This window comes from Hungatella sp., assembly GCF_046966825.1.
In genome coordinates this window covers 50,558-64,747 of record NZ_JBKVCZ010000026.1, presented here as the reverse complement: position 1 = coordinate 64,747, position 14,190 = coordinate 50,558, and the positions used below count along the sequence as shown (strand labels likewise).

Genomic DNA, 14,190 nt, shown 5'->3' with positions numbered 1-14,190 from the left:
GTTATGATGGGGATGGAGGCAGAGGTCTATTTCTCCCAGGCGACCGGCCATTTCGGCAGCGTCCCGTGGCATTTCATGGTGGTGGTAATCACCATGGTGGTGCTGGTGGGCGGTGTCCTGAAGGGGATCGAGAAGGTCAACCGCATTATGATGCCTGCATTTTTCATCCTGTTCGTGATTATCGCGGTGCGGGTGTTCTTCCTGGACGGCGCCCTTGCCGGGTATGAATATCTGCTGATCCCGCGCTGGGAGCTTCTGCTTAAGCCGGAGACGTGGGTGATGGCCATGGGACAGGCATTCTTCTCCCTATCGATTACCGGGTCTGGAATGATCATTTACGGCAGTTATTTAGATAAGAAGGAAGATATACCGAAGGCGGCCATGACGACCGCTCTGCTCGATACGGTGGCGGCCCTGCTCGCAGGCTTTGCCATCATTCCGGCGGTGTTTGCGTTTCAGATGGATCCGGCCAGCGGTCCGCCGCTCATGTTCATCACGCTTCCCAAGGTTTTCGCGCAGATACCGGCCGGAAGATGGGTGGCCGTTCTGTTCTTCTTATCCGTGCTGTTTGCGGGAATCACGTCCCTCGTCAACATGTTCGAGGTGTGTGCGGAAGCGGTCCAGACTCATCTGCATTTCGACCGGAAGAAGGCGGTTCTTCTCGTGGGCTGTCTCGTGTTCCTGATCGGACTTTTCATCGAGTATGAGCCGTATATGGGTTCCTGGATGGATATGATAACGATCTACGTCGTGCCGTTCGGAGCCGTGCTCTGCGCGATCATGATCTACTGGGTTCTGGGAATAAACAGGATCGGAGAGGAGCTGAATACCGGCCGGAAAAAGCCGGTTGGGAAGCTGTTTTGCTTTGCAGCAAAATATATTTACGTGGGACTCGCCGTCCTGGTGTTTATTATGAGCATTGTATACAAGGGAATTGGATAAGAGAAGATAAAAGAAACGCCAGAACCGGCATTTGTCGGAACTGGCGTTTCTTTTATAGGAACTTATTTTATAGCTCCTGTCAGCTTTACAGTTTCATTGTCTTATTTCGTACCGAAAATTCTGTCTCCGGCATCTCCCAGACCTGGGCAGATGTAGGCGTTTTCGTTTAACTGGCGGTCGAGATGGCCGACATAGATCTGAATGTCCGGATGGGTTTTGTGAAGGCGTTCCAGACCCTCCGGAGCGGCGATGATGGCCATGAACTTGATGTTCTTTCCACCGTGTTCCTTGATGAAATCCACGGCCGCGACAGCAGAACCGCCTGTAGCCAGCATGGGATCGGTTACCACGATGGTTCTCTGCTCAATGGGGTTCGGAAGCTTGCAGTAGTATTCGTGAGGCTCGTGTGTGACTTCGTCGCGGTAAAGACCGATGTGACCGACTTTGGCAGAAGGAACGAGAGCGAGGATTCCGTTCACCATGCCGAGGCCGGCACGAAGGATAGGAACGATGGCCAGCTTCTTCCCTGCGATCATGGGAGTCATACAGGTCTCGATCGGAGTCTCCACCTCAACCTCCTTTAATGGAAGGTCTCTTAAGGCCTCGTAGCCCATAAGCATGGCGATCTCTTCGATCAGCGCACGGAACTCATTGGTACCGGTTCTCTTATCCCTCAGGATAGAGATCTTGTGCTGGATTAACGGGTGGCTGAAGACAGTTACATTTTCAATTGGATATTCCATGGTATATGAATCCTTTCTTTAGTTTTTTACAGTATCGGCTGCCTGAGGCAGTATGATATTCATGAGGACTCCGATCACAACGGCGATGAAAAGGCCGGAGATGTTAAGCGTTATGGAGCCTGCGTGGACATTGAGTCCTCCCAGTTGTGCGAAACCGAGGCCAAATACAAGGATCAGTCCGACGATGGTTAAATTGCGGCTGTGAGTGAAATCAAGATCCGATTCCGCGAGAGAGCGGATTCCGACTGCGGCGATCATACCGAACAGCATAACTTCTACGCCGCCTTTGACCGGGCCCGGAATAGTCTGAAGAATTGCGCCTACCTTACCAAAAAGGCCGAGGATGATCGCGAAGATGGCGGTCACACGCAGAAGACGCGGGTTGTAATTCTTCGTAGTGGCCAGAACACCGGTATTCTCCGAATACGTGGTGTTGGCAGGTCCGCCGACGAATCCGGCGAATAAGGTTGCGAGTCCGTCGCCCATCAGGGTTCTGTGGAGACCCGGATCCTTTAAGAAATCTTTTCCGACAACCGTACCATTGGTGGTAACATCACCGATGTGTTCCATAAAGGTAACACAGGCGATCGGTGCGATGGAGAGAATGGCGCCCAGCTCAAATTTCGGAAGAGACATAAAGGGAACTCCATTCATATCCTTTGTCACAAAGGGGATATTAATCCATGCTGCGGACGTAATGGCGGAATAATCCATATGGAAGACTCCGACCGCGCCCAGAATAATACACAGAACGTATCCTGCGGCGATTCCGATTAGGATCGGGACCAGTTTGAAAAAACCGTGTGCGAATATGGAACAGAGGATTACCACGAAGAGCGTAAACAGGGCGATGCCCAGGTTTAAGGCGATCTCAGAGGTAAGGCCGTCCGCCAGGCTTAAGCCGCCGGTCGCATCACCGATCGCGGTGCTCGCCAGGTTGATACCGATGACCACGATCACGGGCCCTGTTACAACCGGAGGAAATACCCTCTTGATCTTGTCCGCTCCGATTAAAAACGCAATCAGCGCAAACAGCAGATAGATCAGACCGGCAAAAATAATTCCACCCTGTGCTAAAGGAATGTTTTCTGCAACTACAGCACCTTCCGGTCGAATGATGGCGCTTAATGCGGCCAGGAATGCGAAGGAAGAACCGAGAAAAACAGGAACCTTAAACTTAGTACAGCAGTGGAATATTAAGGTGCCCACACCTGCGGAAAACAGTGCGAGCGATGGATTGAGACCGGTCAGCAAAGGAACCAGAACCGTCGCGCCAAACATGGCAAACAGGTGTTGGATGCTGAGCAGATAGTCTCGTGTTGTCAGTTGCGTTTTTTCACTCATTTTGCTACCCCATTTCATATCTTTGTATTTTTCCGTACTATTTTATCAAATATGGGGTTAAATAGCAACTATTTTCACTATTTTGTGTCAGGAGTGTACTTTATCAGAGCATAATCGCCAAGAGCATGAGGTACCGGTATGGAAACATAGATGGTGCCCTGCTCCTCGTAGCTGAATACTTCCGGAAATTTTACGGCTTCGTCAGAGTCCTTGGAGGTGGTTTTCGGCGCCTTCCATGGGAAATCGGCGCGGCGGAACATCTCGGTATACGTCTCAATGTCCGTGTCATTCTTAACCTTCATCAATTCTTTTTCCAAAGCGGCATCCGCGTCCGCAAACTGGCAGTCACCGGACAGCACATAACCGGCCAGTGTATAAGGATCCGCGTAGTTCGTAAGACCCATGTCTTCACCGAGTGCGGTGTCAATGGTATTCGTATAGAAGAGACTGACCGGATGTGCGCCGCCATCCGGCATATAGGAACCTGTGTAAACAGCGGTCAGGCGTCTGCGGTCCGCAGAGACAACCCTGCATTTCACGGTGAGGGAATCCTTGCTTTCATTCACGCCATAGGCCTTGATGAATTCCAGAGCATGTTCGTTTAGCAGCTTGTTGATCTTTTCCTGCACGGCAGCCTTGCTCAAATTAGAGACAACCGGGTATTCGATGGAAATGTTTCCGGTGGTGTAGGTGTGTATGGAGGTAGTGACGCTGGAAGCGCTGTCTGCCTTCTTCGAGTCATCTTTTTTCGTTTCGCTGCCAGCCGCATCTGTGGTCTCTTTGTCCGCGGCCGTCGTCTCTTTCGTCTCTGCCGCTGTCGTGGTGGGAGACATGGTCTCCGCGGCCGTGGTGTGGGTGCTTGTCAAATCTGTTTTGTCCTGATTCTTCTTGCCGCATCCGGCAAGTGAAAGGGCACAGACGAGTGAAAGGGTGAGAATAACTGTATATCGCTTCATAAAAAGCCTCCTTTATCATTTGAATTCGATAGGAACAGTATACCATAATGGTGGGGAAATGTATTGCAGAATTGCTTAAGATTTTGTTTCAATGTAATTAGTTTCTTATGAAGTGTATGCGGAATGAGGCCTGCCGTGTTATAATGAGCAGGATAAGAAGCCTGATACGTATCAGGGGAGCAATCCGGTCGGTGTCTTAATTTCATAAAAAAAGCAGGATTATGGAGAAAAAGGAGAGTTCTATATGAAAGAAACAGTAATAGGAATTGTAACGTTCCTGGTGTTTTATTATTTTAATTTTATTATTTTGGCAGGAATAAGCTCTGTGCTTCTGCCGGGAGGCGATGCATTTATAAAGTCTTATGTCGATCCGGTTTACAGTGGAATTGCGGCTCTTGCGGCCATTGTTATTGTCTGCACCTGCATGATTATGAAGAAACTGGATGAAGTATTGAGAGAGTTAAAAAAAGAAAAGGACGAAGAAAGTGAAAACGTCTGAGAGAAAGTACGGAGGGAGATTAAGTGGAACACGAAGCAGAGAAGAATAACAGGAAGGAGTGGAAGGATTACCACGAGAATGGAGTACTTGCCGCGGAAGGCCATTATTCAAAGGGGGAGGAAATGGGAACGTGGCGCTATTATGATGAACAGGGGAGGCTTGAGGATGAGGAGGTGTATGAGTAGAAAACTATGAAAAAAATCACATTAGGCATCGCAATACTATTATTTGCAATTGTGCTGGCGCTCTGTTCGTCCGGAATGGACTGGCTGATTCTTATCGTGGGAGTGACCGGGCTTCTGTTTTCAATTACCGGCTTTTTCGACAAATCAAACTGAGGAGGAGAAAATTAGAGTGAGACTGATTGTGAATGACGCTTTGAAGCTTTCGCCGTGAAATTACGGCAGTCAGACAGGCTGCAGCGTTTCTCTGCAGGACATGCAGCCTGGTTATTAACAGCAGCCCATAGTACAGCCTGCGTATCATTTGGAGTCTTATCTGCTTTTCATAGCCTTGATCAGTGCCAACAGTGCGGACTTTTCATTCTGCGTCAGCCCGGACAGATCCAGACTGTCCTTCTGCTCTACGCCTAAGAGGTAATCCGTGGATACTTTAAAAATCTGTGCAATGTGAATTAAAACATCGTAAGACGGCAGGCGCAGGCCGGTTTCGTAGGCGCTGATTACGGATTTTGTCAGTCCTAATTTCTGGGATAATTGGGCTTGTGTCATTTCTTCATGCAATCGTAATGTTTTTAAGGTGTTTCCAAAGTCAACCATATCAATTCTCCTTTTTTCAGTAGTTTACTACATATGGTATGTTTATATGGTGGATTAAATATTCATATAGTTGACCGAATATAAGAAAAGCTGTATACTTTTTATACCAGGAGCCGGTCGTGACAAGATAATTGACAATGGAGGGGGAGTACATACAGTGATAAAAAAGCAAATTTATAATTTAGAATTTACCGAAGAAGAATTACAGATGATCTATATGGTTTTCAGCAAGCTGGAGAATAAATGTTTTGCAAAGTGGCGTTCCATGTGGCCGGATGACGGCGAAAGAGCAAGCGCAGAATGCACAAAGCAATGGCTGATGCTGGGGAAAGTGGAGAGTATAAAGGACCGTGTGGCCAAGCCGCTGGGGTTGAGCGTCCGGAAAGAATTATAGAAAGGTATCGTAGAACCGTATCGCGTTTATAGTAAAAGGGAATCTGCTGCATTCGGCGGGTCCCTTTTTTAAATAGAAAAAAGGACTAAAATAACGCAGATACGTTATTTTTAGTCCAATTCCCTGCCAAGGGTGTAGTGCCGGCTGCGGGACTTGAACCCGCACGGTGTTGCCACCAATGGATTTTGAGTCCACCTCGTCTGCCATTCCGACAAGCCGGCGTAACAATCACAGCGTTGATTATTTTATCACAGGATTTTCCATTTGGCAAGTGTTTTTTATGATTATTAAATTGAAAATGGTGGAAATATATTGTATGATAGATAGAGATTTGTGGAAGGAGGTGTCCGGAGGTGACATGTAAAGAAGCGGAAAGCCTTGTAATGCCTTATATTAAGAACGAACTGACTGATGAAGAACTCTTTGAATTTCTGGAGCATATTGAACATTGCCCGGAATGCAGGGAAGAGCTGGAGATATATTTTACTGTTGACGTGGGAATCCGGCAGTTGGACTCCGAGACGGGCAATTATAACATCAAGGGAGCGCTTGAGACAGCGATCGAACAGTCCAGGGAAAGACTGGAAGCCGTTCGGCTCGTTAAGATCGTGCGCTATGCGGTATCCACACTCAGCGTTATGGCATTAATTATTACGGTCCTTCTGCAGTGCCGCATCTGGCTGCAGTCAGGACTCATCTGACAGGAGAGAACATGGACAAAGAGAAATTAGTATTAATAGACGGACACAGCATCATGAGCAGAGCATTCTACGGAATTCCTGAGCTGACAAATTCAGAGGGACTCCATACCAACGCCGTATATGGATTTTTAAACATTATGTTTAAGATTCTTGAAGAAGAGCAGGCAGACCATGTGGCGGTGGCCTTTGACCGAAAGGAACCCACATTCCGCCATAAGATGTTTGAACCGTATAAGGGAACGCGAAAACCCATGCCGGAGGAGCTTCACGAGCAGGTGGATTTGATGAAAGAAGTCCTCGGCGCCATGGAGGTGCCCATCCTTACGATGGCAGGCTACGAGGCCGATGATATTCTGGGAACTGTGGCGAAAGAAAGCCAGGCGAAGGGTGTGGAGGTGGTCGTGGTATCAGGTGACCGCGATCTGCTCCAGCTGGCCGACGAGCATATCAAGATCCGGATTCCAAAGACCAGCAGGGGCGGTACGGAGATTAAAGACTACTATCCGGAGGATGTGAAGAATGAGTACCATGTGACTCCAACGGAATTTATCGATATGAAGGCCCTGATGGGAGACTCCTCCGACAACATTCCAGGAGTACCGTCCATCGGAGAGAAGACGGCCGCTGCCATTATAGAGGCATACGGAAGTATTGAGAACGCTTACGCCCATATAGAGGAGATCAAACCGCCAAGAGCGAAGAAGTCATTGGAAGAGAATTACAGTCTTGCACAGCTGAGCAAGGAGCTGGCAACGATCAATATAAACTGCGGAATAGAATTTTCCTATGACGATGCCAAAGCGGACAACTTATATACACCGGCCGCTTACCAGTATATGAAGCGTCTGGAGTTTAAATCACTCCTTTCCCGTTTTTCGGATACGCCGGTAGAGAGTCCGTCGGCGGAGGCGCATTTTCAGATGGTCACCGATTTTGGAGAAGCGGAAGCCATCTTTGCCGCCTGCAAAGCCGGGGCGAAGATTGGCCTGGAGCTGGTGATCGAGGACCATGAGCTGACAGCCATGGCGCTCTGCACAGGAGAGGAAGCCACCTACTGTTTCGTCCCCCAGGGCTTTATGCGGGCGGAATATCTGGTGGAAAAGGCCAGGGATTTGTGCAGAACATGCGAACGGGTATCTGTGCTTAAGCTAAAGCCGCTGCTTCCATTTTTGAAAGCCGAATCAGACAGCCCGCTGTTTGACGCTGGTGTGGCCGGTTACCTCTTAAATCCGCTTAAGGATACGTATGATTACGATGATCTTGCCCGTGATTATCTGGGCATGACCGTGCCGTCCAGAGTCGACTTATTAGGAAAACAGACGATTAAAAAGGCACTTGAGACCGATGAGAAGAAGGCGTTTACGTGTATCTGCTACATGGGCTATATCGCCTTTATGAGTGCGGACCGTCTGACCGAGGAGCTTAAAAAGGCCGAAATGTACAGCCTCTTTATCGATATTGAGATGCCGCTGATCTACAGCCTTTTCCACATGGAGCAGGTGGGAATCAAGGCGGAGAGAGAGCGGCTGAAGGAGTACGGAGACCGCTTAAAGGTGCAGATTGTCGCGCTGGAGCAGAAGATTTATGAAGAAACAGGGGAAACCTTTAATATCAATTCTCCCAAGCAGTTGGGAGAGGTTCTGTTTGACCATATGAAGCTGCCCAATGGGAAAAAGACGAAATCCGGTTATTCTACGGCTGCCGATGTGCTGGACAAACTGGCTCCCGATTATCCGGTGGTACAGATGATTCTCGACTACCGTCAGCTTACCAAGCTGAATTCCACCTATGCGGAAGGTCTGGCCGTCTATATCGGGCCGGATGAGAGAATTCACGGGACTTTTAACCAGACCATCACGGCTACGGGAAGAATCAGCAGTACGGAGCCGAATCTTCAGAACATCCCGGTTCGTATGGAGCTGGGACGTGAAATTCGGAAGATATTTGTTCCGGAGGAGGGCTGCGTCTTCATCGACGCTGACTATTCCCAGATCGAGCTTCGTGTCCTGGCGCATATGTCCGGAGATGAGAGGCTGATTGGAGCCTACCGCCATGCGGATGACATTCATGCCATCACGGCTTCCGAGGTCTTCCATACGCCTCTGGACGAGGTGACGCCGCTGCAGAGAAGAAATGCCAAGGCGGTAAACTTCGGAATCGTGTATGGTATCAGTTCCTTCGGACTGAGCGAGGGCTTAAGCATATCCAGGAAAGAGGCGACGGAGTATATCAATAAGTATTTTGAGACGTATCCGGGCGTTAAGGAATTCCTGGACAGGCTTGTAGCGGACGCCAAAGAGACCGGCTATGCAGTCAGCATGTTTGGCAGAAGACGTCCGGTGCCGGAACTGAAATCTACTAATTTTATGCAGCGCTCCTTCGGGGAGCGTGTGGCCATGAACTCCCCGATTCAGGGAACGGCAGCCGACATCATGAAGATCGCAATGATACGTGTGGATCGTGCATTGAAGGCGAAAGGCCTTAAATCGCGCATTGTTTTACAGGTTCACGATGAGCTTCTGATCGAGACGCAGAAGGACGAAGTGGAAGCGGTAAAGGCGCTTTTGGTGGACGAGATGAAGCATGCAGCGGATTTATCAGTTTCTCTTGAGGTGGAAGCGAACGTCGGAGATTCCTGGTTTGATGCCAAATAGGACCAGGGCGTTTATTTGGCCTTACAGGAGAGAGGGAGAAAAAGTGAGAGTGATAGGACTGACAGGCGGAGTCGGCGCCGGGAAGAGCCGGATTCTCGATATCCTGCAAACAGAGTACGGAGCAGAAATCATAGTCGCTGATCAGGTGGCGCATGAGCTGATGGAACCAGGGCACGAGGGCTACGAGATGGTCATCCGTGCCCTGGGGAACAGCTTCTTGAAACCGGATGGCACAATTGACCGTCCGCTGCTTTCCGCACTCATTTTTCATGACCAAAATGCGCTTGAGACGATGAACGGAATCATCCATCCGATGGTATGGAAAACGATTAAAGATAAAATTTCTTCTTCACAAGCGGACTTAATTGTGGTAGAATCTGCAATTATGGGCAGGGAACAGAATGACATCTACGATGAAATGTGGTATGTTTATACATCGGAAGAGAATCGTATCAGGCGCCTGAAAGAAAACAGGGGATACAGCAGAGAGCGTTCCCTGAGCATTATGAAGAATCAGCTTTCGGATGAGGAATTCCGGGAACTGGCGGACCGGGTGATTGATAACAACGGGACCGTGGAAGAGGTAAAAGCCGGGCTGGAGGCCCTATTGAAAGATAAAGGACGGGAAACATGAGACTGGTAAGTATAGCGAGCGGAAGCAGCGGAAACTGCATCTATGTTGGTTCGGACAACTCCCATATTCTGGTGGATGCCGGCATCAGCAATAAGAGGATTGAGCAGGGCTTAAATGAAATTGGTTTAAAAGGCAGCGAGCTCGACGGAATCGTCATCACACACGAGCATTCTGACCATACAAAGGGACTGGGAGTCCTGGCAAGAAAATACGGTGTTCCTCTCTATGGGACAAAGGAAACGCTGGAAGAGGTATCGAAGCAGAAGTATCTGGGAGAGTATCCCAGAGAGCTGTACCATCCGATCTGTCCGGATGTGGATTTCTTTGTCGGCGATCTGGAGGTAAAGCCTTTCTCGATCGATCACGACGCGGCAAATCCGGTGGCATACCGGATCCAGCATGACCACAAATCGGTGGCGGTGGCGACGGACATGGGGCACTATGACCAGTACATAATCGATCATTTGCAGGGACTCGATGCGCTTTTACTGGAATCCAACCACGATGTCAACATGCTGCAGGCAGGACCGTATCCTTACTACCTGAAGCGCCGTATTTTAGGGGATCACGGCCATCTCTCCAATGAGAACGCCGGACGCCTTCTGTGCTGCATTCTGCACGATAATTTAAAACGGATTCTGCTTGGCCATTTAAGCAAGGAAAATAATTACGAAGAGCTGGCTTACGAGACCGTAAAGCTGGAGATTACAGACGGAGATAATCCATTTAAGGCGTCCGATTTTTCGATCGCGGTTGCGGGAAGAGACAGGATGTCGGAAATTATCACTATATAAAAGAGGAGAAAAGCAGCATGAAGAAAACCATTATCACAGTAGTTGGAAAAGACACCGTAGGGATCATTGCAAAGATTTGCACATACCTGGCGAACAACCGGGTGAATATCCTGGATATCTCACAGACCATCGTACAGGATTTCTTTAATATGATGATGATTGTCGACACGAACGACGCCACAAAACCTTTTGGAGAGCTTGCCGATGAACTGGAACAGATCGGAGACGAGATCGGTGTTAAGGTAAAATGCCAGCGCGAGGATATTTTTACCAAGATGCACCGTATCTGACAGCAGCGAATGCTGTACCACTCTGCGTTTTCGAAGAAACTTACGAAGCATTTTGCCAGTACTGCACTTCGGAATGAAAGAATAAGCATAAGAAAAAGGATGGGCCCCCGATATGTTGAATATGTTTGAAGTAAATGAAACAAATAAAATGATAGAACAGGAGAAGCTGGATGTCAGAACGATTACCCTGGGCATCAGCCTTCTGGACTGCAGCGACAGCGATTTAGATGCGGTCAATGAGAAGATCTATAACAAGATCACCACTACAGCTAAAAATCTCGTCGCAGTCGGCCGAGAGATTGAGCGCGATTTCGGTATTCCGATCGTAAATAAGAGAATTTCCGTCACCCCGATTGCCATGGTTGGCGCGGCGGCCTGCAAGAGTCCGGAGGACTATGTGATCATTGCAAAGACCCTCGACCGGGCGGCTCACGAGGTTGGCGTAAACTTTATCGGCGGTTATTCCGCTCTGGTGAGCAAGGGTATGACCGACGCGGACGAAAGGCTGATCCGTTTCCATCCGCAGGCGCTTTGACGGAGCGCGTGTGCAGCTCTGTCAACGTGGGTTCCACAAAGACGGGTATCAACATGGATGCCGTGAAGCTGATGGGTGAGATCGTGCTGGCGACGGCGGAAGCAACGAAGGAGTCTGATTCTCTGGGCTGCGCCAAACTGGTCGTCTTCTGTAATGCACCTGACGACAATCCGTTTATGGCGGGTGCGTTCCACGGCGTGACGGAGGCCGAGTCCATTATCAACGTGGGCGTCAGCGGACCTGGTGTTGTAAAGACCGCCATCGAGACGGCGAGAGGAAAGGATTTTGAGGTCCTCTGCGAGACGATCAAGAAGACGGCGTTTAAGATCACGAGAGTCGGACAGCTGGTGGCTCAGGAGGCCTCCAGACGCTTAAATATCCCGTTCGGTATCATTGATCTGTCCCTTGCTCCGACTCCGGCTGTCGGCGACAGTGTCGCTGAGATTCTGGAAGAGATCGGTCTGGAGCGTGTAGGCGCTCCGGGAACGACGGCGGCTCTCGCCATGTTAAACGATCAGGTGAAGAAGGGCGGCGTCATGGCTTCCTCCTATGTAGGCGGCTTAAGCGGCGCATTTATCCCGGTCAGCGAGGATCAGGGGATGATCGATGCGGTTTCCATGGGAGCTTTGACGATCGAAAAGCTGGAAGCGATGACGTGTGTCTGCTCCGTAGGCCTCGATATGATCGCGATCCCAGGCGACACGCCTTCGACGACCATAGCTGGCATTATTGCGGATGAGGCGGCTATCGGTATGATCAACCAGAAGACAACTGCTGTCAGACTTATACCGGTGATCGGAAAGACCATTGGGGATACGGTGGAATTTGGCGGACTGCTTGGCTACGCCCCGGTTATGCCGGTCAATCCCTATTCCTGTGAGAAGTTCGTGACCCGCGGAGGCAGAATTCCGGCTCCGATCCACAGCTTTAAAAATTAGGATTAAATAAAGAAAGGCCCAGATGAATGAACAACCATCTGGGCCGTACTTAACAGAGAAGAGAAATTGGGAGGAAGATCGGATGAGACTGTATCTGATTCGTCATGGCCGCCAGTGCAGCCAGCTATGCAACGTCAATGTGGATTTGGCTGAGGAGGGCTTCCGACAGGCGGAGCTTTTGGGAGAACGTCTGGCAGGAGAGAAGATTGAAGCTGTATACTCCAGCCATTTGCTGCGGGCGTTTCAGACTGCGGAGACGGCAAACCGCTTCTGGAATGTGGAACATATTGTAAAGGAGGAGCTGCGCGAGATCTCCTTTGGCGAGATGGAAGGAATGTGCGACGAGGATATTGCGGTAAAATTTGCCGCATTTAAGAAGGAACAGGAAAAGATGGAAGCCGACTTACCGTATCCGGGCGGAGAGTGTGCGGGAGACGTGATCCGGCGGGTGATGCCGGTATTTCGTGAGATTGCTGAGAGCGGTTATCAGACGGTTGCGGTAGTTACTCACGGCGGTGTAATCCGAAGCATGACCTCCGCATTATTAGGCATGGAACCGGCCAGATACCGGCTTCTCGGGAATTCACTGGAAAACTGCAGCATTACCGAGGTGGCCTATAACCCGGGCAATAAGCGCTTTACCGTGGAACGTTTTAATGATTACGCGCATTTGGAGCCGCATCCGGAGCTCTTAAGAAGCAGCTGGGTATCGGCGGAGAATTAAGAGGACAGGGGAATATTTTATGGAGCAGAGCAGTATGGTTCTGGAAAAAAGAGAAGAGGTTAAGAAGATCTTTGAGGACTTTTTAGACGACAGCCTGCTCAGGATAATCCTGAGCAATCCGGCCTTTAAGGACGGTGCAGGCCCGTGCAAAGCACTGAAGGTCCGGGTACGCCCGGTTATGCTGAAAGGCGGCATGGTTTTCCAGGCGGAAGAACTGACGGAGAAACAGGCATTTCACCGAAATCTGACGAGAGAAGAAGGCGTATCCTACTTGCTGGGACTGATGGAGAGCGGTTTTAAGCAGGCAGAAGTGGAATCGTCCAGGACAGGCCCGTGTGTTGGTTGGCAAAGAAAGAGACTGTCTCGATTAAAGTTAAGAAAAATCAGCAGAAAATGGTAGCGGCTCCGAACGTGGCCTCCCACAACCGGCAGAAGCGCTACATCCTGGAGGAAGGAAAGCCTGTTGCATTTCTGGAGGACTTAGGTGTCATGACGGCCGATGGTAAGGTCGTCCGTTCCCACTACGATAAGTTCCGCCAGATCAACCGTTTTCTGGAATTTATCGAGGACATTCTCCCAAGACTGGACAAGAGCAGGGAAAATGTAATCATCGATTTTGGATGCGGAAAATCATACCTGACATTTGCCATGTATTATTATCTCCATGAGCTGAAGGGCTATGAGGTGCGCATTATCGGACTGGACTTAAAGCAGGACGTGATCGACCACTGCAACCGCCTAAGCGTGGCCTATGGCTTCGACAAGCTGAAGTTTTATCACGGCGATATTGCTTCCTACGACGGCGTGGACCATGTGGACATGGTTGTGACGCTTCATGCCTGCGACACGGCTACGGATTACGCCCTGGAAAAGGCGGTAAAATGGGATGCCTCCGTGATTCTCTCCGTTCCCTGCTGTCAGCATGAGCTGAATAAACAGATGGACAACGAGCTGCTGCGCCCGGTGCTCCAGTACGGGCTGATCAAGGAGCGTATGGCAGCCTTATACACCGATGCCCTCCGGGCGGAGATCCTGGAAAACAGGGGCTACCGAACCCAGATCCTGGAGTTTATCGATATGGAACACACTCCGAAAAACATTCTGATCCGTGCGGTGAAACAGGGCGGGCCCAAGGACAACCGGAAAGAGATCGAGGATATCCTGCAGTTTTTGGGGACGGAACAGACGCTGGCCGGGCTGCTGCTGGAAGAGTATAATGTGTGATAGTTGTGTGGTATGGAATTATAAAGACGGCCGGAGTGA

17 protein-coding genes, 1 tRNA gene and 1 pseudogene are annotated in these 14,190 nt (G+C 49.8%); 14 read left to right on the top strand and 5 right to left on the bottom strand.

Annotation, left to right across the window (positions count from 1 at the left end):
• Window positions 1-942 (top strand): sodium-dependent transporter (locus ACLTD4_RS10830; RefSeq protein WP_412331308.1); only part of this gene is annotated, 942 nt, incomplete at its 5' end.
• A gap of 101 nt (window positions 943-1,043) precedes the next feature.
• On the opposite strand, the gene upp is transcribed toward ACLTD4_RS10830, so the two are convergent.
• From upp to ACLTD4_RS10815, 3 genes are all read right to left on the bottom strand, one after another.
• Window positions 1,044-1,673 (bottom strand): uracil phosphoribosyltransferase, encoded by a 630-nt coding sequence (gene upp, locus ACLTD4_RS10825; protein WP_055653124.1) that lies wholly within the window; start codon window positions 1,671-1,673, stop codon window positions 1,044-1,046.
• Window positions 1,674-1,703: 30 nt separating this feature from the next.
• Entirely contained in the window at window positions 1,704-3,029 is a 1,326-nt protein-coding gene (locus tag ACLTD4_RS10820; RefSeq protein WP_390471008.1) for a uracil-xanthine permease family protein, read from the bottom strand.
• 77 nt (window positions 3,030-3,106) lie between these two features.
• Window positions 3,107-3,985, bottom strand: a complete 879-nt coding sequence (locus ACLTD4_RS10815; protein ID WP_055652634.1) for a PdaC/SigV domain-containing protein — start codon at window positions 3,983-3,985, stop codon at window positions 3,107-3,109.
• Between the two features lie 244 nt (window positions 3,986-4,229).
• On the opposite strand from ACLTD4_RS10815, the gene ACLTD4_RS10810 reads away from it, so the two are divergent.
• From ACLTD4_RS10810 to ACLTD4_RS10800, 3 genes are read left to right on the top strand one after another with little or no spacing between them, the layout of a single operon-like run.
• Complete coding sequence (locus ACLTD4_RS10810; RefSeq protein ID WP_055652635.1) at window positions 4,230-4,484, top strand: hypothetical protein; 255 nt, start codon at window positions 4,230-4,232, stop codon at window positions 4,482-4,484.
• Between the two features lie 23 nt (window positions 4,485-4,507).
• Window positions 4,508-4,669 (top strand): hypothetical protein, encoded by a 162-nt coding sequence (locus tag ACLTD4_RS10805; RefSeq protein ID WP_155521530.1) that lies wholly within the window; start codon window positions 4,508-4,510, stop codon window positions 4,667-4,669.
• A 6-nt stretch (window positions 4,670-4,675) separates the two neighbouring features.
• Window positions 4,676-4,822 carry a hypothetical protein gene (locus tag ACLTD4_RS10800; RefSeq protein ID WP_172683590.1) on the top strand — a complete coding sequence of 49 codons (147 nt, stop codon included), beginning with the start codon at window positions 4,676-4,678 and terminating at the stop codon, window positions 4,820-4,822.
• 156 nt (window positions 4,823-4,978) lie between these two features.
• Here the strand turns inward: ACLTD4_RS10800 and ACLTD4_RS10795 are convergent, their stop codons facing one another.
• Complete coding sequence (locus ACLTD4_RS10795; protein WP_002604265.1) at window positions 4,979-5,263, bottom strand: helix-turn-helix domain-containing protein; 285 nt, start codon at window positions 5,261-5,263, stop codon at window positions 4,979-4,981.
• 157 nt (window positions 5,264-5,420) lie between these two features.
• Between ACLTD4_RS10795 and ACLTD4_RS10790 the strand changes: the two genes are divergently transcribed.
• The gene (locus ACLTD4_RS10790) at window positions 5,421-5,657 is read left to right on the top strand and encodes a hypothetical protein (RefSeq protein WP_002604264.1); all 237 of its coding nucleotides are present in this window, start codon (window positions 5,421-5,423) and stop codon (window positions 5,655-5,657) included.
• 138 nt (window positions 5,658-5,795) lie between these two features.
• Here ACLTD4_RS10790 and ACLTD4_RS10785 read toward each other — a convergent pair.
• A tRNA-Leu gene (locus ACLTD4_RS10785) sits at window positions 5,796-5,878 on the bottom strand.
• 132 nt (window positions 5,879-6,010) lie between these two features.
• Between ACLTD4_RS10785 and ACLTD4_RS10780 the strand changes: the two genes are divergently transcribed.
• The 9 genes and pseudogenes from ACLTD4_RS10780 (at window position 6,011) to ACLTD4_RS10740 (ending at window position 14,151) form a co-directional block, all read left to right on the top strand.
• Entirely contained in the window at window positions 6,011-6,358 is a 348-nt protein-coding gene (locus tag ACLTD4_RS10780) for an anti-sigma factor family protein (RefSeq protein ID WP_002604263.1), read from the top strand.
• Between the two features lie 11 nt (window positions 6,359-6,369).
• Window positions 6,370-9,012: a DNA polymerase I gene (gene polA / locus ACLTD4_RS10775; RefSeq protein WP_117623519.1), complete on the top strand. Its 2,643-nt coding sequence runs from the start codon at window positions 6,370-6,372 to the stop codon at window positions 9,010-9,012.
• A gap of 49 nt (window positions 9,013-9,061) precedes the next feature.
• On the top strand, window positions 9,062-9,646 hold the full coding sequence (coaE, locus tag ACLTD4_RS10770; protein WP_320988571.1) for a dephospho-CoA kinase: 585 nt from the start codon (window positions 9,062-9,064) through the stop codon (window positions 9,644-9,646).
• Window positions 9,643-10,440: an MBL fold metallo-hydrolase gene (locus ACLTD4_RS10765; protein WP_002604260.1), complete on the top strand. Its 798-nt coding sequence runs from the start codon at window positions 9,643-9,645 to the stop codon at window positions 10,438-10,440. Before coaE ends, ACLTD4_RS10765 begins: the two co-directional genes overlap by 4 nt.
• Window positions 10,441-10,457: 17 nt before the next feature.
• The gene (locus tag ACLTD4_RS10760; protein WP_002604259.1) at window positions 10,458-10,730 is read left to right on the top strand and encodes an ACT domain-containing protein; all 273 of its coding nucleotides are present in this window, start codon (window positions 10,458-10,460) and stop codon (window positions 10,728-10,730) included.
• A gap of 112 nt (window positions 10,731-10,842) precedes the next feature.
• Window positions 10,843-12,203: pseudogene (locus ACLTD4_RS10755) on the top strand (PFL family protein).
• An 82-nt stretch (window positions 12,204-12,285) separates the two neighbouring features.
• Window positions 12,286-12,927 carry a histidine phosphatase family protein gene (locus ACLTD4_RS10750; RefSeq protein ID WP_117623517.1) on the top strand — a complete coding sequence of 214 codons (642 nt, stop codon included), beginning with the start codon at window positions 12,286-12,288 and terminating at the stop codon, window positions 12,925-12,927.
• 19 nt (window positions 12,928-12,946) lie between these two features.
• A complete protein-coding gene (locus tag ACLTD4_RS10745; RefSeq protein WP_412331307.1) occupies window positions 12,947-13,327 on the top strand; it encodes a hypothetical protein in 381 nt (126 codons plus the stop codon).
• Window positions 13,270-14,151 carry a class I SAM-dependent methyltransferase gene (locus ACLTD4_RS10740; protein WP_412331306.1) on the top strand — a complete coding sequence of 294 codons (882 nt, stop codon included), beginning with the start codon at window positions 13,270-13,272 and terminating at the stop codon, window positions 14,149-14,151. The genes ACLTD4_RS10745 and ACLTD4_RS10740 overlap by 58 nt, the downstream gene beginning before the upstream one ends.
• Window positions 14,152-14,190: the final 39 nt, after the last annotated feature.